The organism is Amycolatopsis sp. MtRt-6, from assembly GCF_017308975.1.
GTDB lineage: Bacteria > Actinomycetota > Actinomycetes > Mycobacteriales > Pseudonocardiaceae > Amycolatopsis.
Window position 1 is genome coordinate 131,448 of sequence record NZ_JADWPD010000019.1, and the last position, 21,579, is coordinate 153,026.

12 protein-coding genes, 1 tRNA gene and 1 pseudogene are annotated in these 21,579 nt (G+C 69.4%); 4 read left to right on the forward strand and 10 right to left on the reverse strand.

Features of this window, described 5'->3' with window-relative positions:
* Window positions 1-185: 185 nt before the first annotated feature.
* The 5 genes and pseudogenes from I4Q55_RS29085 to I4Q55_RS50655 all read right to left on the reverse strand — a co-directional run bounded on the left by I4Q55_RS29085 (window position 186) and on the right by I4Q55_RS50655 (window position 4,285).
* Window positions 186-1,778, reverse strand: coding sequence for a flavin monoamine oxidase family protein (locus I4Q55_RS29085; protein ID WP_206792027.1), 1,593 nt, complete (start codon window positions 1,776-1,778; stop codon window positions 186-188).
* Between the two features lie 227 nt (window positions 1,779-2,005).
* Window positions 2,006-2,356, reverse strand: a pseudogene (locus tag I4Q55_RS29090) (DNA-binding protein); the annotation flags it as partial.
* Window positions 2,344-2,493, reverse strand: a complete 150-nt coding sequence (locus I4Q55_RS29095; protein ID WP_206792028.1) for a hypothetical protein — start codon at window positions 2,491-2,493, stop codon at window positions 2,344-2,346. The gene I4Q55_RS29095 and the pseudogene I4Q55_RS29090, both read right to left, overlap by 13 nt.
* A gap of 130 nt (window positions 2,494-2,623) precedes the next feature.
* Entirely contained in the window at window positions 2,624-3,850 is a 1,227-nt protein-coding gene (locus I4Q55_RS29100; RefSeq protein ID WP_206792030.1) for a serine hydrolase domain-containing protein, read from the reverse strand.
* Window positions 3,851-4,126: 276 nt separating this feature from the next.
* Complete coding sequence (locus tag I4Q55_RS50655) at window positions 4,127-4,285, reverse strand: response regulator (protein WP_206792032.1); 159 nt, start codon at window positions 4,283-4,285, stop codon at window positions 4,127-4,129.
* A gap of 918 nt (window positions 4,286-5,203) precedes the next feature.
* Between I4Q55_RS50655 and I4Q55_RS29110 the strand changes: the two genes are divergently transcribed.
* Both I4Q55_RS29110 and I4Q55_RS29115 read left to right on the forward strand, forming a co-directional pair.
* Window positions 5,204-5,449 carry a hypothetical protein gene (locus I4Q55_RS29110; RefSeq protein WP_242546944.1) on the forward strand — a complete coding sequence of 82 codons (246 nt, stop codon included), beginning with the start codon at window positions 5,204-5,206 and terminating at the stop codon, window positions 5,447-5,449.
* Window positions 5,450-5,695: 246 nt separating this feature from the next.
* Entirely contained in the window at window positions 5,696-9,433 is a 3,738-nt protein-coding gene (locus tag I4Q55_RS29115; protein WP_242546945.1) for a glycoside hydrolase family 2 TIM barrel-domain containing protein, read from the forward strand.
* A 627-nt stretch (window positions 9,434-10,060) separates the two neighbouring features.
* Here the strand turns inward: I4Q55_RS29115 and I4Q55_RS29120 are convergent.
* From I4Q55_RS29120 to I4Q55_RS29135, 4 genes are all read right to left on the reverse strand, one after another.
* A tRNA-Val gene (locus I4Q55_RS29120) sits at window positions 10,061-10,139 on the reverse strand.
* Window positions 10,140-10,346: 207 nt separating this feature from the next.
* On the reverse strand, window positions 10,347-11,591 hold the full coding sequence (locus tag I4Q55_RS29125; protein WP_206792034.1) for an exonuclease domain-containing protein: 1,245 nt from the start codon (window positions 11,589-11,591) through the stop codon (window positions 10,347-10,349).
* Window positions 11,588-12,292: a DUF6218 family protein gene (locus I4Q55_RS29130; protein WP_206792035.1), complete on the reverse strand. Its 705-nt coding sequence runs from the start codon at window positions 12,290-12,292 to the stop codon at window positions 11,588-11,590. Before I4Q55_RS29130 ends, I4Q55_RS29125 begins: the two co-directional genes overlap by 4 nt.
* A 353-nt stretch (window positions 12,293-12,645) precedes the next feature.
* Window positions 12,646-12,990 carry a hypothetical protein gene (locus I4Q55_RS29135; RefSeq protein WP_206792036.1) on the reverse strand — a complete coding sequence of 115 codons (345 nt, stop codon included), beginning with the start codon at window positions 12,988-12,990 and terminating at the stop codon, window positions 12,646-12,648.
* A 1,231-nt stretch (window positions 12,991-14,221) separates the two neighbouring features.
* Between I4Q55_RS29135 and I4Q55_RS29140 the strand changes: the two genes are divergently transcribed.
* Entirely contained in the window at window positions 14,222-15,127 is a 906-nt protein-coding gene (locus I4Q55_RS29140) for a restriction endonuclease (RefSeq protein ID WP_206792037.1), read from the forward strand.
* 241 nt (window positions 15,128-15,368) lie between these two features.
* A complete protein-coding gene (locus I4Q55_RS29145; RefSeq protein ID WP_206792038.1) occupies window positions 15,369-19,655 on the forward strand; it encodes a hypothetical protein in 4,287 nt (1,428 codons plus the stop codon).
* Here the strand turns inward: I4Q55_RS29145 and I4Q55_RS29150 are convergent.
* The gene (locus tag I4Q55_RS29150; protein ID WP_242546987.1) at window positions 19,639-20,988 is read right to left on the reverse strand and encodes a hypothetical protein; all 1,350 of its coding nucleotides are present in this window, start codon (window positions 20,986-20,988) and stop codon (window positions 19,639-19,641) included. The two genes, I4Q55_RS29145 and I4Q55_RS29150, sit on opposite strands and share 17 nt — an antisense overlap.
* Window positions 20,989-21,579: the final 591 nt, after the last annotated feature.

Consider the following 21,579-nt stretch of genomic DNA (forward strand, 5'->3'; position numbering starts at 1 on the left):
CCACGACCCCGTCCGCGATGGCCGGGTTGCTGTTGCCGGCCGGCAGGTTCACCCGGGTTTCGGTCGGGCGCGGCACCTTCGGGTGGCCGGTGGCCGCGGTCGCGGGTGTCGCGCCGGCGCCCAGTGCGGCCGCCGCGCCACCCGCGACGAGACCGAGCCTGCGGCGGGAAATGCCCTTCATGTGCCTACCTTTCCGCGATGACGCGCCGGTGGATGTTGGTGACCGCGTAGCGGGCCGAGTCGATGGCACCCGCCTGCCACGCGATGAAGTAGGAAAGCCAGTCGCCGGCGAAGTAGACCCGGCCGGCGGGTTGGTTGAGCAGCGCGTACTCACCGGTCGTGCGGGACGGCCAGCCGACCCAGCCGCCCTCGATGTCCGGGATCTTCTGCCAGGCCACGGAGAACGCGCTCGCCAGCTCGGTGCGGTACTTCTCGCCGTGGATCTTCACGCCCTGCGCGACGGCCCGCGTCGTGCGGTCGAGGGGGGAGAGGGAGCCGTAGGCGGTCGCGTTGGCGCCGGTGTTGTAGTAGCCGACGACCACGCCGCGATCACCGTGGTAGCCGTAGGACGGGTACCAGACGTGGGCGAGGTCCAGGTCGGTTTCGGTGATGCCGCCGTAGATCCGGTCGTCCTGCTCCCACCAGCGGCGGCGGTACTCGAGGCCGATCTTGCCGACCGGTGTGGCGACCGGGTACCGCAGTGCGGCCGTGACCTTCGGGTCGAGGTTGGCGGGCACCCGAGCCATGACGTGCGGCGGGAGCGCGGCGACACAGTAGTCGGCGCGCACGACGTTTTCCTTGCCCCGCTTGTCCTGGTAGACCACTTCGACGCCGCGCGGTCCGTCGGTCAGCTTCGTCACCGCGGCGCCGAGCCGCACCTTGTTGCCCAGCAGGCGGTACAGGGCCATCGGGATCGCGTCCATGCCGCCGACCGGCTGCAGCATGGTCATGGCCTGGTCGTAGCCGAACTCGAAGGAGAAGTACCGGCCGACCTGGCTCGCGAGCACGGCGGACAGCGACGGCGGCGGCCCGAGCACCGTGCCGGCCTGCTCCGCCGCGCCCGGTTCCACCGAGTAGCCGCGGCGGCTGGTGCCGGTGTAGGCGTAGCCCGCTGCCTTGTCGCCGATCGAGCCGAAGCCGGACAGGAACGTGAGCAACCGGTCTTTGTCGTCGGAAGACAGCCGCTGGTCGAGCGTGCCCTGGTCGAGTGCCTTCGCCAGCAGCTCCGAGACGTATCCGTACACGTCGGCCTTGGCCGTCCGGTACTGCTGGGGCGCGACCCCCGACTGTTCGTTGTAGATGAGCGCGTTGGCGTTCTGGTTGACGAAGATCTCGAGTGGCACGCCGAGTTCGCGGCAGTAGTCGAGCGTGATGTGGGACTGTGGCAGACGTGCCGGTCCGGCGTTGAGGTACTGGCCCTTGGCGAAGCGGGCGGTCTGGGTGTTGCCGTCGAGGTCGGTCACGCTGGTGCCGCCACGGACTGTCCAATTGCGGCCGCCGACGCGGTCCTTGGCTTCGAGGACGGTGCAGTCGTAGCCGGCCTTGCCCAGCTCGTAGGCGGTGACGAGCCCGGCGACGCCCGCCCCGAGGATCACGACCTTCTTGCCCCGCTTGCCGTCCGGGAGGTCGCCCGGGGTGGGTGGCCGGTAGTCGGGAGCCGCGAGCGCCTCCGGTGCGGCGACGAGCCCGAGTGCCCGCATCGACTCGAACATCACGCCCGCGCCCCCGGCCATGCCGATGGAGCGCAACAGCGTGCGGCGCGTCACGTTTGCTGTCATGGAACTCCTTCTCGATGGTCCGAAAAGGAGCCTTGTTGACGTTTGAACCATTTCCGGTGACGGTCTCATGTCGTACTCGTTGGTAAGTACCCGGCCGAGGGGTGGATCAGGTGATCTCCGCGACACGGAGGTGCCACTGTGGAACCGGTTCTGGAAACCGATGTCGGCGAACGCCTGTCGTCGCGGCTGCCGGCGTACGGGCCTCAGCCGGAGCGTCGCTGGGTCGTGATGTCGCGGGGGCTGCCGCGCCGGATGTTCTTGACGTACTGCACGACCGGCCGGGTGATCTCGCGGTACGGGGATTCGATCACCTTGAGCGGGAGCTTCATCCCGCGTTGTTCCCATTGGTTCTGGAGTTCGCGGGTGTCGGCGTCGTCGACGTTGACGGTGATGGCGCTCAGCGTGTCCGGCCGGGTGGCCCTGGCGAAGGCGATCGCGCGCTGGCTGGGTTTGTGCAAAGTGGACACCAGGACGATCGCGTGGACGCGGCTGGGCAGCAGCTCGCTTTCCTCGTCGGGCTGGAGTTCTTCGCGGACGTGGGTGTAGTGGCGGTGGATGGCGCGCATCACCACGTACAGCGGACCGCTGGATGCCGGCGACCAGGCAGCCCCTGCCGCGTGAGCTCGGCTTCGGCCGCCGCCTGCGCGTCGGCGCCGGAGGTCGAGACGACGATGACCGACAACAGGAACGGCAGCACGGTCAGCAGGTGCGTCACGACGACGAGGGCGACGGCGCGTGGTCTTGAAAGCGGAAGCTTGGCACCTCCCTTGCCGGATTCGCCGATTCTGCCGGGACGAGGTGACGCCTGCCCACCACGGCGCCGAGCGCCGTGGTGGGCGGTGCGGTCAGCCGAGGCAGGCGCGGACGGCCGTGGCGAGGTTCGTCGCGCGCGGGTCGTCGGGGCAGTAGTTCCAGAGGTTGGTGACGTAGCCGAAGCCGGCTTCGGCGTCGGGGTCGGCGAAGGCGATCGAGCCGCCGGAGCCGGGGTGGCCGAAGGAGCCCGGGCCGAGCATCGGCAGCGGCGGGCAGGCGCGCCAGAAGCCGAGGGACATGTTGAAGGAGCGGTTGGCCGGGATGTCGAGGCCGGCCGGGATTCCGTACATGGTGGTCTTGTCGGTCTGGATGGCCGTCATCGTTTCGACGGTCGACGGGGTGAGCAGCCGGAGGCCGTCGACGTCGCTGACGGTGGCGGCGTACATCCGGGCCAGCGAGTGGGCGTCGGCGACCATGTTGGCGGCGGGGAACTCGGCCGCGCGCCAGGCCCGCGTGCGGAAGTAGCCGGTGGCAGGGTCCATGGCCCCGCCCAGGACGCCCGCCTTCATCTGGATCGCGTCGGGAGTCCACATGGATTCGACCCACTTGGTGACCGTGTCGGCGTCCAGTCCGGTCGTCGCGATCATCCCGGCGAGCAGCTCCTCCACGGTGAACGGGGCGGCGTCTTCGAACCGCGCCACGCGGGGCTCGTCTTCCGCCGGCAGCCCGATCCAGGCACTCAGCCCCAGCGGCCCGGCCACCTCCTCGGCGAAGAACGTCCCGAGGGACTTGCCGGTGATCCGGCGCACGACCTCGCCGACCAGGAACCCGTAGGTGACGGCGTGGTAGACGTGCTGGGTGCCGGGCTGCCACAACGGCTTCTGCGCTTCGAGGGCGCGGATGACCGGGTGCCAGGCGCAGGCCTGCTCGAAGGTCAGCGGGCCGTCGACGACGGGCAGGCCGGCCTGGTGCGACAGCAGCCAGCGCACCAGGATGCCTTCCTTGCCTGCGGCGCCGAACTCCGGCCAGTACCGGACCACCGGGGCGTCGAGGTCCAGCTGGCCGCGCTGGACCAGCAGGTGGGCGCAGATCGCCGCGGCGCCCTTCGTCGTGGAGGCGACCTGGGCGATGGTGTCTTCCCGCCACGGCCGGTCCGCCTCGCGGTCGGCGAGGCCGCCCCAGAGGTTGACGACGGGACGGCTGCCGACGTAGACGCTGCAGGCCGCGCCGATCTCGCCAGGGGTGTCGAAGTTCGCGCGGAACGCGTCGGCGACCTTCCCGAAGCCATGCTCGACGTGGCCGCCCTGTTCGATGGTCATGCTGTGGTCCTTTCCGGGATGCGAAGCTGCGATGACGATCTCCGGCCGCCCTGACACGGGGCAGCCACCGCGCTGACACGGCTCAGGAGAGTTGCGGCGGTAGGCCGCGTAGGCGACGACGAAGATCCCCGCGCACCGGCGAACCAGCGCAACGCCGACGACGATCACGAGCGAGATCAGGTTCGCGACCAGCGAGGTCAGCACATGCGCCCACAGCACGGCCGAGGTCGGTGAACAGCCGCAACGCGGTGTAGGCCATGCCGGGGGCGATCGTGATCAGCCGGTCAGGATGATCACCGGCAGGTGCCGGCCGGCGCGGACCCCGCGCAGCAGGTCCAGCCCGTTGCCGTCGGGCAGTCCGAGATCGAGCACCATCAGGTCGGCGTCGTGCTCGCGCAGCGCCGCGGCGGTCGACCGCGTGTCGCTCGCCGTCACGACCTAGAAGCCGTCACGACCTGGAAGCCGTCGCGGCGCAGGTGGGCCCCGGCCATGGCGACGGACGGGGCCGACCGGCGCATCGGCCGGTCCGAAGAACTGCTTTCCCGGTCGGCACGCCGCCTCCAGCTCTCGGAGCCGCGGCTGTCGCCCGAGTAGTGGACCTCGATCAGCTCCTCGTGTTCTGCTCCGGCGCGGGCCGGCGGAGGTCGACGCGGACCTCGGGGCAGGAGCGGGTGTGCTGCAGGGTGTTCTCCACCAGTTCGGTGACGAGCTCGCTGCGGCCGGTTTCAGGTGGGGCGGCGGATGGCTTCTACGGCCGTGTCGTAGAGGTCGAGCATGTCGGCCTGTCCGAGCAGGCGTGACCATGCAGCCGGGTGATCTGGCCGGCTGGGCCTCGGCCGGCGTCGCTGCCATCGCTGCCGTGGTGGCCATCGTCGCGGCGGTGGCGGCGGTCCGGCAGGCCGGTGAATCCCAAAAGTCTCGGCGTGCGGCCGGGAAGCGAGCCCAGATCGGTGACCCTCCGGGCGGCGTACCAGGCGGCGCTGAAGGCGTTCGGAGCCGCAGACCCGCCGACGGAGGAAGTGGCGCACAACCTGGAGATCGTGCTGCGCAACCGGTGACCGCCCCTCTTCGAGCCGATTCGACGGCCTGCTCGGTTGCGGCGTAAATTTCACGTCCCGCGCGGTCTCGCCGTCGGGGAGTGGCTGCCGGATCGGCTCGGTCACGCTCGCCGATATCGAGACGGCACAAGGGATCCATGGCGATCCCGGGCTGCGGCGACGTCCGGGGGATGATCACCTGTCGCCGTCGGGCGCAAGACGTCGTTGACCTGCCGCCGACCGGGTTCGTACCATCCCTGGCGACCCCATCGAGCGAACCGGTTCGACGCCGACTGCTCCCGTGGAGAGGGCACCGATGTCCAGCTCACCGCACGAGGTTCCGAGGTGCCAGGCGAACCGGCCGCTCGCCCTGCTCGTCGTCCTGGCCGGGGTGCTGATGCCGGCGGCGCGGCGGCGAGCACCTTCACCCTCGGAGCCCGCCGTACGGACACCGCCGGTCGCGCGCGGCAGGGGCTGGCGAACCAGGCCGGTGGCGACCTCGGGCCGAACCCGCATCGTCGAACGGCCCAAGGTCATCTACAACGCCACCACCCGGACGTAGTGATGTACCTGCACATCGACAACACGAGCTACTCCGATCAGCGGGTCGGGGTGCCCGACCGTTGACGAGCCCGCGCCCCAGCCGGATGTCGCGCGGTCGGCGACCTCGAACCCACCCCCGCCGATCCCGGTGCCGCTGGTGGTGCCCGCGTTGGGCGATGTCGAAGCACGGCCCGGACCGAACCGGCAGCGGAAGCTGCGGACCTGACGCCGCCATCACAGTTCCACGCACTCACGGGAGACGATGATGATCGACCCGCAGGACCAAGGACGATCCGTCCGCCGGCGCACGGTTCTCGGCGGGGGGCTCGCCGCTCTGGGGGCCGTGGCCCTGCCGGGCGGGATCGCGTCGGGCACGCCCGGCGCGGCACGCGAAGCCGCTGCGGCGTGGGTGGATCCGCCCAACGGCTACCCCGAGTGGAACAACAACATCGGAATCTTCGAGGTCAACTCGGAACCGCCGCACGCGACCTCCATGCCGTACGTCGACCTCCAGCAGGCGCTGGACGCCGACCGCACCACGTCGCCGTACCGGCTCGACCTCACCGGGACGTGGCGGTTCAAGCACGTCGCCAAGCCCGCCGACCGTGACCTGAACTTCCACCGCGCCGACGTCGACGACACCGCCTGGCCGACCATCCCGGTGCCCGCCAACTGGCAGCAGCACGGCTACGACTTCCCGATCTACACCAACTTCACCTACCCCTGGTGGGGCGCGAACGGGCAGAACGAGAACGCCCAGCCGCCGTTCTCGCCGACGCGGTTCAACCCGGTCGGCCAGTACCGCCGGCGGTTCGACCTCCCGGCCGCCTGGCAGGGGCGGCGGGTCCACCTGCACTTCGAGGGCGTCAAGTCCGGGTTCTACCTGTGGGTCAACGGAACGAAGGTCGGGTACCGCGAGGGCTCGTACACGCCGGCCGAGTTCGACGTCACCGACTACGTCCGGGCCGGCTCCAACCTGGTCGCGGTCGAGGTCTACCGGTTCCCGGACGGGGACTGGATGGAGGACCAGGACATGATCCGGCTGTCCGGGATCTTCCGGCCGGTTTTCCTGTACTCGGTGCCCGCGGTGCACCTGCGCGACTTCACGCTCACCACCCCGTTGCGGGACAACTACACCAACGCCGACCTGGCGGTGAAGGTCGCGGTGCGCAACCGCGGCGCGCAGCAGCCGGGGACGTACTCGGTGGAGGTCCGGCTCTACGACGCCAACCGGCAGGCCGTCTGGCCGTCGCCCCTGCGGGTACCGGTGAACGTGGGCGCGGTGCCGGTCGGGCAGGACGCGACGGCGCAGGGTTCCCAGGCCGTCCAGGGCCCGAAGCTCTGGTCGGCCGAGCACCCGAACCTCTACACCGCCGTGCTGCAACTGCTCGACCCGTCCGGCGCGGTCACCCAGACCGCGTCGGCACGGGTCGGCTTCCGCGAGTTCACGCTCTCGGGCGGCCTGATGCGGATCAACGGTCAGCCCGTCTCGTTGCGCGGCACCAACCGGCACGAGACGAACCCCGACCGTGGGCAGGCGTTGACCCGCGAGGACATGGTCACCGACATCAAGCTGATGAAGCGGCTCAACATCAACGCCGTCCGGACCGCGCACTACCCCAACAACGCGGTGTGGTACGACCTCGCCGACGAGTACGGCATCTACGTCATGGACGAGGCCAACCTGGAGACCCACGGCGTGCGGGACAACTACCCCGGCTCCAACTCCGCCTGGACCGCGGCCGTCGTGGACCGGGCCGTCCAGATGGTGCACCGCGACAAGAACCACCCGTCGGTCGTCATCTGGTCGCTCGGCAACGAGGCGGGCGGCGGCAGCAACTTCGTGACGATGCGCAACGCGATCCGCTCGGCCGACCCGACCCGGATCGTCCACTACGAGGGTGACAACCGGCGCGAAGTCAGTGACATCCGGTCCCGGATGTACGAGAGCCCGTCGACGGTCGAGGGCCGCGCCAGGGACACCTCCGACACCCGCCCGTACGTGATGATCGAGTACTCGCACTCGATGGGCAACTCCACCGGCAACTTCAAGGAGTACTGGGACATCATCCGGCGCTATCCGGTCCTGCAAGGCGGGTACATCTGGGACTTCGTCGACCAGGGCCTGCGCCGGCCGATCCCTTCGGGCGGCAGCGGGACCTACCTCGCGTACGGCGGCGACTGGGGAGACAACCCCAACGACGGCAACTTCTGTGCCAACGGCATCGTCACCGCGGACCGGCGGCCGGCCGGCAAGGCGGCCGAGGTCAAGCGGGTCTACCAGGCGATCACCGTCTCGGCGGGCGCGGACGTCACCAGCGGGGTCGTCAAGATCACCAATGAGAACCTGTTCACCAACGTCAACGAGTTCACCGGCCGGTGGGCGCTGGTCGCCGACGGCACAGCCGTCCAAAGTGGAGCGCTCACCGCCGCGCAGCTCGACATCGCGCCGTTGACGAGCAAGACCGTGCAGCTGCCCCTGCAGCGGCCGACCGCCCTGGCGCCGGGGGAGGAGCACTTCCTCGAACTGTCGTTCACCCTTACGACCGCCACGGCCTGGGCCGAGGCGGGGTACGAGGTGGCTCGGCAACAGCTCCCGGTGAACTTCTCCAGCCCGCCCGTCGTGCCGACGCCGGTGGCGGACGTGCCGGCGTTGACGGTCACCGAGGCCGGCGACCGCGTCACCGTCGCGGGCACGGACTTCACCGTCGTCTTCGCCAAGGCGACCGGCACGATCAGCTCGTTCGACGCGATGGGCATGCGGCTGGTCAACTCCGGCCCGGTGCCGAACTTCTGGCGCGCACCCACGGACAACGACCGGGGCAACGGCCAGCCCAGCCGCAACGGCACCTGGCGGCGTGCCGGCCTGGACCGGACCGTGACCGGGTTCTCCGTCAGCAAGCCGTCGGACCGCGCCGTCCGGATCGCGGTTACCGGCACCCTGCCGACCAGCACCACGTCGACGTACACCACGACGTACACGGTGTACGGCAACGGGGAGATCAAGGTGGACAACACCCTGCACCCCGGGGCGACCAGCCTGCCGTACATCCCGGAGGTGGGCACGATCCTGTTCCTGCCCGCGGCCCTGGAGCAGGTGCGCTACTACGGCCGTGGGCCGGAGGAGAACCACTGGGACCGCAACAGCGGGTCCGACGTCGGTGTGTATTCCTCGACCGTCTCGGGTCAGTGGACCGGTTACATCCGGCCGCAGGAGAACGGCAACAAGACCGACGTGCGGTGGGTGGCGTTGGTCAACGGCAGCGGCCGTGGCCTGCTCGCGTTCGGCGAACCGCTGCTGGAGGTGAACGCGTCGCACTTCACCCCGGAGGACCTGTCGACCGGCACCCGGCACGACTACCAGTTGACGCGGCGGTCGGAGGTCGTGCTGCGGCTCAACCACCGCCAGATGGGTGTCGGCGGCAACGACAGCTGGGGCGCGCAGCCTCTGGACCAGTACAAGCTGTTCGCCAACCGGGACTACTCCTACACCTACCGGCTGCGGCCCCTGCCGGAAGTCGGCCAGGCCCTGGCGCTGTCCCGGCGACCGGTGGAGACGGCGGGCGGCGGCAGCGGTCCGCAGACCGGCGTGTACTACCGGCTGGTGGCCCAGCACAGCGGCAAGGCCGCGGACATCAACGGCGCGTCCACCGCGGCCGGCGCGCTGCTGATCCAGTGGCCGGTGTCCAGCGGCCTCAACCAGCAGTTCGACTTCGTCGACTCGGGTGGCGGCTACTACCGGATTCGGGCGCGGCACAGCGGCCTGGTGTTGCAGGTCGCGAGTTCGAGCACCGGCGCCGACATCAGCCAGCAACCCGATTCCAACGCCGCGAGCCAGCAGTGGCGCGTGGTGGACCAGGGCGGCGGCACGGTGAGCTTGGTCAACCGCCAGAGCGGCCTGGCGATGGACGTGTTCACCGCGTCGACCGCCGACGGCGCCCGCATCTCGCAGTGGACCCCGGGTGGCGGTGCCAACCAGCGCTTCGCCCTCCAGCGCGTGTGAGCCGGTAGTCCGGGTGCGGACCGACCACCCCGTTCCGAACCATCGCTCGACCCGCGTCGTCAGGTGAGGGCTTGAAGCCCTCGGCGATCAGCCACACGCCCAGTGAGAGCTCCCACAGTGCGATCGGAAGTGCCGCGAGCCTGTGGGTCGGATCAGCCTCCCGACACATCGAATCCGTGTCGTCGTGTGGAGGGGGTCATACCGCGATGCGTGAACTGATGGACAGCCACCGGGTGCCCTTTGTGCTCTGCGCGCCGGAAGGGCATCCGTGGCGGCCGGTCGAATTTCCGGATCCGGTTCTGGCGGCCGGCGTGGGACGGCAACGAACTCGACGCCGCTGGGGCGGGAGGGCGGCGCCCGCCGATCCTGCCGACGCTGACCTTTCACGAAGCAGAAGATGAAGGGCATCGCCCGGGTCTACGACCACGTGACCACGGCGATGGTCGATCAGGTCCCGGAATCCCTGGAGGAGGGCTGGTCGCGCGGTGGCGAGCGCGGTACGGGAGGTGACCGGACGCGGGGTCCGGGGGCGTGCCCCGGCGGGGGTGTGGGGGCTCGGCCCCCACAGGGCACGACGAAGAGAGCCCTGCTCGCGTGTTCCGCAAGCAGGGCTCTCCTGCGATCGAGTGCGCGATACTGGGATTGAACCAGTGACCTCTTCCGTGTCAGGGAAGTGCAATATCTGGCTTGACCATGCGAACTGCGCACTGCCGCAGGTATGGGGCTTGGATCGCTTTCCGGAGGGGCGGGCTCAACGTCGTTGCTTCAGGTTGCCGTCGCCGGGCGATCGCCAGGCAATCCAGCGATACCTGGATAACAATGCCCGCGCCGGTGACCAACGCCTCGAGTTGGGCACCTCAACGCCGGGCCACACCTCATGCCGATTTCGACGCCCGTAGCCTCACCAGACCGTTCACCCGATGAGCCTAGCGAGCGCTTGTAGGAAGGCTCCCTCCGAGACGACCGGAACTCCGCATTCGCGGGCTCGTTTGGCCTTGCCCGACATCGAGTCCGGATCAGCGGCGGCGAGAACCCGCGTCTGCTTGCTGACCGATCCAGTGACGCGGACGCCCGCCGCGGCGGCCTCGGCCGCGATGTCGGCGCGGTCGCGCTTCATGTTCCCCGTGAGGACCACCTTGTCGCCCGGCCGCAGGACGAGTCCGCCCACCTTCCGTTCCTGCCCCGGTGCCGCTCCAGTCACCGCGTCGCGTTCGTCGTCGAGGATGGTTTCGACGACCGCCGGATCGAGTGCCAGCAGGATGGCAACCGTGAGGAGGTCGTTCCGCTCTTCATCGGTAACGATCTGATCGGCCCAGGCTTCGCGGGCCAGGTCGCGAAGGTAGCTCAGGTGCAGGGCCATGACTTCGTTTTTGTGCAGGCCGAGGTCGTGCGCGATCTGGACGAGCGCGTCGCCTTCGGTGGCCGAGATTTGGCGGTCGAGCAGGGCGTCGTCGAGCATTGCGTAGTAGGCGTCGACCGCTGGTTCGCCGTCCCGGGGCATCCGCTCGACGAGCCGGGCCAGGAAGTGCGGTTCGACGTGCCCGATCGCCGTGCGGTGCACCACCGGGGTGCGACGCCGGTCGAGGTGTGGCCAGGGCCACCTCGTGGCGTGCAGCTGGGCGTCGGTGACGCGCACAGCTTCCGGAGCGTGCCGCAAGAGGAATCGGAGCAGATCACCGGCTCCTCGCGCGTCGTCGAGGGCGGTGTGCCAGGAGCGGTCGGCCAGTCCCGCGGCCGCACAGCAGTCGATCAAGGACCGTCCGGAACTCAGCCGTGCCCGGCCGGCGGCTCCCATGGTGCACAGTCCCGCGTCGGGTTCGAACGGCGTGTCGATGCCCAGCCGGCCGAACTCGGCGCGTAGGTGCATCGCGTCGAACGTCCAGTTGTGTGCCACCACCACGCGACCGCTCAGGCGCTCCACGAGGTCGCCGACAATGTGCTCGAAGCGAGGTGCTTGCCGCGCGTCGGCCGCCCGGATGCCGTGGATGGCTTGCGGGCCCAGATCCCGGTCGGGATTGACGAGCGTCACCCACTCGTCGGTGATGGTCCCGCGCGGATCGACGTGGACGACCGCGATCTCGGCGATGCGGTGGTGCCAGCCGGTCAGGATCCCGGTGGTTTCGGTGTCGATGACGGCGTAGCCGTGCGCGGTGTTCACAGCGGCAGCCGGTTGGTATTAGCGGACTGGACGGCCGCCAACCATTGCGGCGGCAGCGGCTCGGGATCCCCGTGCTCGGCCCGGACATAGCGGCGCCGGTTCTTGACCTGCTCGGTTTCCGCCCAGACGGACACCAGCCATCGCAGTGTGCGAGCGATTGAGAGCACTTCGGACACCACCGGCGTACCGGGCGCAGCCGAGATATGGGCAACACCCTGCAGTGAAGCGAAGTCCCGGAACTCGGTGTCGTCAGGCAGGTCGTGGGTCCACTCCAAGGCAGTGATCGTCTTGCTGCTCTCGCGCGTGGTCTCGACGGTGCGGCCGAACTGCCGGCGTCGCTCGACCGTTTCGCGGAAGGCGTCCACCGGCGAGAACAGCTGCCGCTTCAACCAGCCGTCTTCGACGTCCACTTTCGCCGTCGTGGTCAGCCGCTCCAGCCAGTTCTGCAGGTCCTGTGAGTGAACGGCCGCGATCGCCCGCCGCTCGACGAAGGTTAGGATGCGTCGCGCGACGTCCTCGGAGCCGAAGGCTTCGTCGGCGGGGACGATCCAGGCACCGGTCGGCTCTCCGGCCGGGCTGACGTGCCAGGTCGCCACCGACTCAACGTCGTCATTGCCGCTCCCCACGCACAGCACGGCGCTTCCCGGCGCCCACAACGCCGCCAGTTCCTCGAATGGTTCCACCTCGACCGGGTCCGCCACTGACCGCCTCCTTCATCGACCAACATCAAGTCGTCGAGACGCGGCGGTTGTTACACGACGCCGATCGCTGTGATGAGGTTGCGACGCAGCGACGGCGGAAATTGTGCGGCTGGGTGCTGCTCGAGTGTAGGTGGTAGGCCACGGCCATCGGCGGCTTCGACCTGCGGGCGACCGGCCACGACAACCGTCCCCTGTGCCGTGCCACAACTCGATCTTGATTCGCTGCCGTGTTATCCCCGTGACGGTGATGCGATGCTCGTCGACCGTGTAGTTTCGACTGACGTATTTGATCCGCAGGCATATCCTATGCCGAGATGGTGCGAGGAGCTCACGGGTGCGTGAATGGGCCTGGGTCAGCGCTGGCTGCTTTGGCCTGTGTCGGGGCCGATGTGCACGGGGCCGACGTCGATCCGGACGTCGAGTAGACCGGCGCCGAGGATGAACAGCGTGACCAGTACGGCTATGCACACCAGCAGCCGAAAGGTGGCACCCGGACTGACGAGGATCCGATCGGCGAGATGCAGCAGGCCATGCCGCTCGTCGTCCGTTCGTCGACCACGTCGGGGCAAAGTGTCTTCGACATAGGACAGCTGTTCGGCTGAGGGGCCGGAGGGTTCGCGGTTGGACTGCCGCCCGTGCGGAGGTGGACGGTCGTCGTCCTGTCCTGGAAACGGCTCCCGATCAGCGCCTGTCGTCATCTCTGCAGTCCTCCTCCTGCGTACTCCCGTGGATGTCCGCGGCCAGATCAGCGAGGCTCCGTGACAAAGGCCGAGGTGGGCGGTCTGTCAGGGACCCGTGCATCGATGGTGTTACCGGGGCGCGGTGGCCTCGCCCAACTGTATGGCCCTGACCTGGGCAAGGACACCTTCAGCGGTGACCGAGCGACAAAGAGCTCTCGTTTTACGGTGTGCGGTCAACCGACGTCACCTCGGCCGGTGAGGACCTGGCTCTCGATCTTCACCAAGCGTGCGTTCCTGATTAGCCGCCCGGACTCCGGGCGACGTATCACCTGAACTTCGCCAACCACATCGTGGTGAAGCTGGAGATCGTCGTCGACAAACGCGGTAACACGGCATGTGTCTCACTGGGGCTGGCGGCATCTACGTCGACGCCGCCCGGGGTCCGGGCGACCGAAGCACCCGGTCCGGGGCGATATCCGGCGTCGCCTGCGCGACGCCGATCTTGCGATCGCTGCCTGGCCGACATCGCTGGTCAGCAACGGCTTTCTGTCACGAGATCAAGTGAGATTCAGGGGTCCGCGCGAGTTTCGACTACCTGGGGTGACCTCGACGCTCCCGGCCTCGAGATAGCGGCCACAGCCTGCGCGATCGCCAGCCAGTTCAGGATCTCGGCCGGACCGGAGGAGACGCTTTGGCCGTTGCTGGCGGACCGGCCATCGCGACCCAGCGCCGCAGTCCAGCCGGGGCGAGCCCGTGACCTGGCGGAGTGGCTTCCGGAAGCCATGCGAGATTGCAGTGTCGAGCTGTTGACCGACGGCAGAGCTAGACCACAGGAAGCTTTGCGCTTCGATCTTATCGACCGGGCACTCTGACTCCATGCCCGCCGGATCGCTGACGATGGGCTCTTCCGCCGATGTGCTCAAGAAGACTGATGTGGCACGCGGAGCGTTTGAAGTCGACCCTGGCGACAGTGTTTGTCGAGTTCCAGGCCTGGTTGACCCAAGGCAATGCGTCCGCGACGAGCCGGTTGGGCTACTCTGAGTGGCCCAACTGACCATCGGCCACCGGTGTGGGAGGTGCCTCGTGCTCAGCAGATTGGACAGGTCGCTCCGGTTGGAAGATGTGCTGCGCCGGGTGTCCTGCGATCTAAGTGTGCGTCGGGTTGACTCGTCTAAAGACAGTTTCGAGGGGAAATATGTATAATGGCGACGCTCACGCGTCGGGTCCGCCTCCGCCACTGCCGAAGCGGATGAATGCGGTTTGGCGGTTGTTTGATGCGCCAATCTATCGTGATTGGCTGTTCTGGTTTACTGTGGCCTGGGCAGCATTCTCCTTCGTTGCAATCTTTACTGCGGGCAAGTCGAGCGGTATACCGGTATGGCTGAATGCACTGCTTGCGTCCACATTCTTCGCTTTGGTGTGCGGCATTTTTCCGGCTTGGATCCGCTTGTTCATCCGGCGTTGGGCATACAAACGTCGCCTGCAGGTGAAGACGAAAAATTTTGAGAACATGTCGAATTCGCAGGTCGCGGATGTAACCCTGGCGGATCGGGCTGTAGTTGGTGAAACGGCTCCGTCAACTTCGGTAAAGGGCTTGGGTGTCACTGCGGCAGATCCTGCGCTCGTTGACAGGCTCCGACCCGGCGCTGCGCTGTCGTCGACCACATTGCACGTGTCGTCGTACGCACCTTTGGACTGGAGTCGTATAGACGCGGATGGCTTCGAGCGGCTGCTTGTTCGTCTGCTGGAACAGTCCGGGTCGTATGTACGCATCAAGCGCCTTATAAATGTAAACGCGGCAGACTCGGGTTGTGACATCGAAGCTTACCGTCGGGTCGACGACGAGCTGGCGCGATTCGACAAGCAGGACGAGCGCACCATGGTCCAGGCCAAACACTGGCCCCGGCGAGGAGTGAGTGCGTCGGAGATTGCGGACCTTGTGCATGCGAAGCTGCCGCTCTGGGGTGATGGTGAGCCGGTTCGGGTGCTGATCGTTGCCACGACTGGAACCTTCACTCAGGATGCTCTCCGTTGGGTCAACAATCATAACAGGGCGGCAAAGCGACCTGACGTCGTGTTGTGGTCGAACAACGAGCTTGAAATGCTTCTCCGCAAGTGGCCCACCGCTGCAGCAGGCCTCGGGCTTACTCCCTGAAGGGCTTGTCGTCGTTCATGCCTTCTCGCATGCTGGCACGCGGCGCCGTTGCGAGGGGCGGACGTTCCTGGTCATCTCGGTCCGGAAACCAGACCCGTCTGCGGGACGACGTCATCACGCGACTGGAAGGGGGCCTCCGCGGGGTCGGCCTCGCGTGTGCGTGGACGACTGGCCGGCCTGGCCCGCCGTCGCCGAATCGCAAGTTCTGTCGGGTAACGGTCGTTCGAGGCAGACGGGGAGCATGGGCGAACACAACCGGTGGCTGATCGCCATCGCGATTCCGGACGCAGCCGACTCGGCGGCGTTCCAGGACGGCCTGGCGGCTCAGCTGGCTGAGGTCGAGGCGTGGTGGTGCGCACCGGAACTCGGTGACCGTGCCTTCGCGGTGCGCCGCATTGAAGGGATCGCCTCGCGACGGGACTTCGAAACCGCCGTTCACGATGTCGGGCTGCGTCGGTTGGCGGCGTCCGATGTCGCGCTGGTGTACATCACGGGGCACGGCAAGCGCGGCCCGTCGGGGCGCCACTACCTGCTCCTGTCGGACACCCCGCATGGGCGGTTGCCCGGGCACGCTTATCCGACCGCCGACGCGGTGACGGCTGTGCTTGACTCGGATGTCCGCCACGTGCTGGTCATCGTCAACTCGTGTTTCTCCGGCTCGCTCGAAGCCGAACTCGCTGGGCTACGCCAGGACCTGACGGCCGAACGTCGGGGTCTCACGTCGGTGAGCGTGTTCGTCAGCGCCGACTTCGACGAGATGCCACGGGTCCGTGAGTTCGCCGAGCTCCTCGGGCGGCTGCGGGAGTGGCTGCGGACGAAGGCCGAGTACACCGCGCCGTTCCTCACCTTCGACGAGTTCGAGAAGGAACTCGTCGACGCGGCCCGCCGGGCGCCCCGGCTGCTCGAGCCGCGCCGGGTGTGGCGGGCCGGGCCCAGCGACGAGCCAAGTCCCTGCCTGCCCAACCCGGGGTACCGGCCGCCGGACGACGTCGTCTCCCCGGCCCGCCGGCAGGTCGCCACCAGCGCCGGCGAGCTGGACTACTGGCTCGACCGCGCCAGCGGGCGCCTGTCCGGCGACGATCCCGGCTGGTACTTCGCGGGCCGGCGGCAGTTGACCGGCCAGGTCGCGGACTTCCTCCGTGAAGGCCAGGGGACCCTGATCGTCACGGGAGCGGCGGGCACGGGGAAGTCCGCGATCATCGCCCGCGCGGTGACCCTGAGCGACCCTGCGTTCCTGGCCGACCCCCGTTACTCCGAAGCGGTCGCGTCCGCGCCGCCCGAGACGGTTCCGCCTCCGGGCGCGGTCGATGTCGCCGTGCTGGCGCGGAACAAGAGCGTCGACGAGGTCGTCGACCAGCTGCTCGCCGCCTTCGGCCGCGCCGGCTCGGGCTCGCGGGAGTCCCTGCGGGAACTCCTGGAACGCGAGGACACGGTGCGCACGATCGTGGTCGACGGGGTCGACGAAGCCCGCACCCCGGCGCTGCTCGTCGTCGACGTCCTCGGCCCGCTCGCACGCCTCACCGCCCGGGACGGCCGGCACCGGGTCCGCCTGGTCGCCGGTGTGCGCAGCAGCAGGCGGACGGGCCCGGACCCCGCGGAACCCGAGCTGGTCGACCTGCTACGCCAGTCCGCCGACGACGTCGTCGAGCTACGGACCGACGGCGCGGAGACCGAAGGCGCCATCGCCCAGTACGTCGAGGCCCTGCTCGGAGAAGAGGAGCCAGCGTACCGGACCGCCGTGGCCTGGGTCGTCGCGAACCGGGTTGCGCCGTCGTTCCTCGACGCGCGGCTGGCCGGCCAGCGGCTCCACGAAGCTTCCGTCCCACAACGTATCGACGACCGGCAGTGGCTGGCATCCCTTGACGAAGGCACGGTCGGTCTGCTCCGGCAGGACCTGCTCGACGGGCGAACGCCGCAGTACTCCGCCGACGAGCTGCTCGCGGTGCTGCAGGCCGCGGCGTTCGCGCGAGGCGCGGGCATCCCGTGGGCCGACGTCTGGCCCGCGGTCGCGGCGGCCGTGCTGGGCCAAGCGGACGCCGAGGAAGACCTGGACGGAGCGATCGCCCACGTCATCGGCGGCCGCCTGTGCGGCTACCTTGCCCGTGACAGCGAGGACGGGCGCAGTGTCTACCGCCCAGCGCACGAACGGCTGGCTCAGGTGCTGCGGGAAGATCCGGAACGGATCCTGGACAACGTTCCGCCCTCGGAAGGGCGCGTGCTGCACGGCCGGATCGCCGAACGGCTCAGCGACCTCGCGCGCCGGGCGCCCGGGCTGCCGCCACACCCGTACCTGCGCCGGCACCTCGTCGACCACGCCGCGCTCGGCGGCGTGCTGGACGACCGAATCGTCTTCCCGGCCTTCCTGCCGTGGGATACTGGCGGGCACGTGCGGGGCCTGCTGGGCTTGCCCGCCACCGACGCCCTGGCCGAGGCTGCGCTGTCCGCGTGGGGGCGTATCGAGCCGTTCCTCGGTGACGCCGACCAGCCTTCCCGGGCACTGGGCCTGCGGTTCTCTCAGCTCGCCACCGGCGCGGCGAGCGCGGTGGGCCCCGTGGCTGACGCGAGCCGGATCATCGCGCTGCGGCCGCGGTGGGCGCATTGGACCGTGCTGGGTAATGTCGTCGCCAACCTGCCGTCGCCGGCCTTCGCGTTGGCCGCCTTCCCCGGCCCGGACGGGAACGCGTTGCTTGCCATTGCCTCTTACGACAGCACGGTCGGCGTCCGGGACCCGGACACCGGACGAGCGGTCGGCGAGCCACTGCCGGGTGACGCGACCGCGCTCGCCGCGTTCACCGGGCCCGGCGGCCGGTCCCTGCTGGCCGTCGGCGGCCGCCGGGGCGCGATCCGGGTGTGGGACCCCGCCACCGGGCGGGTCATCGGCCACCCGCTGACCGGCCACACCAGCTCGATTAACGCTGTGCACGCTCTTCGCGCCTTCGGCCGGACGCTCCTGGCGAGCGCGAGCCAGGACGAGACCGTCCGGCTCTGGGACCTGGCTACCGGGCTCCCGTTCGGTGCACCGCTGACCGGGCACACCGGCGGGGTGCGCGCGGTGACGTCGTTCTCGACGCGCGAGGGGAGAGTCCGTCTGGCCACCGGCAGCTGGGACCAGACGATCCGGGTCTGGGACGTCGGCAGCGGCCGCCCGGTCGGGCCGCCGATGACCGGGCACATCGGCGCGGTGAACTCGGTGCTTGCGCTGCCGGTGGAGGGACTGCTCGCCAGCTGCGGCGCGGACGGGACCGTGCGGGTCTGGGGTCCCGAGGGGACCGAACGGCGGATCGAGGGCCACGGCGGAGGCGTGCAGGCGGTCGCCGGGTTCACCGCCGACGGCCAGGACCGGCTGGTGACCGTTAACGCTGACGGCACCTTCCAGGCTTGGACCACCTGGGGCACCCCGGTGGGGGAGCCGATGCCTGGCACCACGGATCGGAACACCGTGCTTACGACGTTCACCAGTCGCGCCGGGCGGCTGGTGCTGGCGACCGGCAGCCGGGACGGCACCGTGCGGCTCTGGGATCTCGCCGCGTCGCCCGCCGCGCCGTCCAGGGTGTCGGCCGCTGCGCCGGCCGAGGGGGTCAACGCCGTCGTAGAGTTCCGTAACCGTGTCGGAAGGCGGCTCCTAGCCGGCGCCGGTTACGACGGCGCGGTGCGCGTCTGGGATCCCGGCACCGGCGATCTGGTGCAGACCCTGAGCAGTAACCGGGGCGTGGCCTGGTCGGTCGCCGCGGTGCGCGGCCGTGACGGCCGCACGCTGCTGGCTTCCGCCGCCGACGAGCATACGATCCGGCTCCGGGACCCCGGATCGGGCGAGCTCGTGCGGAAGCTGGTCGGGCACACCAGTGGGGTCCAAACCGTTATCGCGGTGCCCGGGCGGCCGTGGCTGGCCAGCGGCAGCCGGGACGGCACCGTGCGGCTCTGGGACGTGGACACCGGCGCCGAGGTCATGCCGGCGATGAGCGGGCACGTTGACTGGGTCAACGCGCTCGTGACGTTCCGGACCCCGTCCGGGCAGCAGCTGCTGGCCAGCGCTGGCGACGACTACACCGTGCGGATCCGGGACCTCGCCACCGGGGCGGTGGTGCGGGAGCTGACCGGTCATCCCAGTGCGGTCAAGGCTCTGGCCGCGGTCACCGGCCCGGACGGGCAGGTCGTTCTTGCGACCGGGAACCACGGCGAGAACGAGGTGCGGCTCTGGGACCCGTCGACCGGTGAGCAGCTGGGCTCGCTGCCAGGCCGTCACACCGGACCGAACATCCTGCCCGGCCACCTCGGCGGGGTGAACGCGATCGAGGCGTTCACTGGCCCCCAGCGGCAGGTGCTGCTGGCGACCGGCGGCGACGACCGCACCGTTCGCGTGTGGGACCTGCACGCCCGGCGCGAGTTGATCCGGCTCGTGGTCGCGGCGCCGGTAGAGACCTTGCACATCGTGCGGGCGAGCGTGTCCGGCGGGCGGCAGGCGGCGGGCTACCTGGCGATCGGCGGGCCTGCCGGGGTCGGGGTCGTCGAGGTCACTCCTGCGCCATGACGAGCTGCGCGACCGCCGAGCCGCCACCGACGACCTCCACCCGGTAGACGCCGGGCGCGGGCAACGCGACGGCCACGGCCACTTCGCCGTCCCGCCGGTGCGGTGAAGGGTGGTCGATGACGACGCCGGTGTCGGCGTCGGCGACGGTGCATTGGGCTTCGTGGGGTTCGGCGCCGTTGATGGTCGCGGTCCACTCCGTGCCGGGGGTAACCACGTCGGGCAGTGCCAGGCCGATGTCGCCGGCGCCGAGCCTCGGCCCGAGGTCGGCCTCGGCGTTGAGGAGGACGTCGCGGACGAAGTCGATCGCCTCGCGCGAGCGGGCCAGCGAGCCGTGCTGCTGGGCGACCGGCACTGCGACCGCGTTGGCTGGCAGGGCCGAGTTGCGCGGCACGGTGCCGTCGCCCCGCCCGTCGACGCGCAGCAGCGCGCCTTCCTCCTCCCGCCGGAACTCGCCGTCCGGGTCCAGGCGGAAGGTGTAGGGATGGTGTTCGACCGTCCCGCCTGCCAGCCTGAGGCTGCTGATGGTGGGCTGTTCGATGCCGATCAATGCCCGGTGCCCGGGCAGTGGAGTGGGCTGGCGTTCGAAGGCGGCGTGGGCCAGTTCGGCCGAGCCGCCGAAGCGTTCGACGTCTGCTGGGGTCAGCCGCCGGACGGAGTCATCCTCGTCAACACAGCGGTAGGTCGGCAGCAGGTCGTGGACCCCGGGCAGGCTGGCGGCCAGCTCGCGCAGCCGCCGCTGCGGCAAAAGCCCGCCCTGCCCAGAGCCGAGAATGACGGCGGCTTTTGCGGCGCCGTCGAACGGCGTGCCGAGGGTGATGACCGTCCGGACCTCGTCGATGGCGCCGGAAATCCCGGCCAGCTCCTGGCAGAGCAGGCCGCCCATAGAGTGTGCGACGAGCACCAGCCGGGCGTCGATCCGCCCCGACCGGGTCCGCCAGGCGGCCAGGTGCGCGACGGCAGCCTCGGCCAGCAGCTTGGCGTTATGGGCGACGGGCAGCCGCCAATCGTAGGCGAACTCGAGTACGGCTGCCGGATCCGCAACGGTCGTCTGAATACGCTTGACGAGCGAGGTGTACGGCTCGAACCCGGCCAGCCACGGCGCGAAGGCGGGGAAACGGAGCAACCCAGTGGCCTTCACTCGCCCGGTGCGGCCTTCGAGCTCATCCGGGGTGACCCGAAGCGGGGCCAGACCATCGCCGAAGCTCCAGGCACGCACGTACCAGCCGAGTCGCCGCAGCCCCCAGAGCACGACGCCAGTCTCGGCGTCGACCAGTTCACTGCCCATGATTCCCGGCACGACGACAACAGCGTCCCACGTCACCTGTTCTCGCATCTCCACCACCAGGGCAATCTAACGGCTGCGCGGCGGTCTGCGGCCAGGTTGTTCCGTCATGAGGCGCCTTGATGGCTCCTAACTCCCATGAGGGTGCACCTAATCGACTTCGGTTGGGGGAGGCGACGACGGGGCCAGCGGTCGAGGGTGTCGATATCGGCGGCGCGGCGGCGGTCGGCGGCCGCTTCGGCGCGGGGGACGTACGCCTTCTGCCGGTGTTCCTCCGCCGTGCCGGCTCTCTGGTGGGCGCCAGGTCGTGCTGGTCGGCCACGGTCGTGGCTTGGGCCGCGCGCAACAGGCGCTGCGGGCCTCCGGCGACGCCGCTTGGACCCGGTTCTCCGCGTCCAGTCGTCGGTTCTCCGAGCACTTACCCGCCGACGCCGATTTGGTCAGCTTAACGCTCAGATTCTGGGAGTTCGGTGCAGCAGGGCTACGGCGCGGTAACGAGTCGGTGCTGATGATCAGAGCCAACACCATCGAGTGAATTTCGCCAGAAGTGCTAACGAAGTGCCGTCAACCTCTAAGCGCGTCCAGTTGACCGTCCACGGCCTACTCGCTGGTAGCTGGCGTCTTGGAAGGGATGCTGAGAAC

Excerpts from the sequence above, each read along its gene's own strand:
- I4Q55_RS29150 (WP_242546987.1), bottom strand. The coding sequence starts at position 20,988 with ATGCGAGAACAGGTGACGTGGGACGCTGTTGTCGTCGTGCCGGGAATC.
- I4Q55_RS29145 (WP_206792038.1), top strand. The coding sequence starts at position 15,369 with ATGGGCGAACACAACCGGTGGCTGATCGCCATCGCGATTCCGGACGCA.
- I4Q55_RS29085 (WP_206792027.1), bottom strand. The coding sequence starts at position 1,778 with ATGACAGCAAACGTGACGCGCCGCACGCTGTTGCGCTCCATCGGCATG.
- I4Q55_RS29140 (WP_206792037.1), top strand. The coding sequence starts at position 14,222 with ATGAATGCGGTTTGGCGGTTGTTTGATGCGCCAATCTATCGTGATTGG.
- I4Q55_RS29110 (WP_242546944.1), top strand. The coding sequence starts at position 5,204 with ATGTCCAGCTCACCGCACGAGGTTCCGAGGTGCCAGGCGAACCGGCCG.
- I4Q55_RS29100 (WP_206792030.1), bottom strand. The coding sequence starts at position 3,850 with ATGACCATCGAACAGGGCGGCCACGTCGAGCATGGCTTCGGGAAGGTC.
- I4Q55_RS29115 (WP_242546945.1), top strand. The coding sequence starts at position 5,696 with ATGATCGACCCGCAGGACCAAGGACGATCCGTCCGCCGGCGCACGGTT.
- I4Q55_RS29135 (WP_206792036.1), bottom strand. The coding sequence starts at position 12,990 with ATGACGACAGGCGCTGATCGGGAGCCGTTTCCAGGACAGGACGACGAC.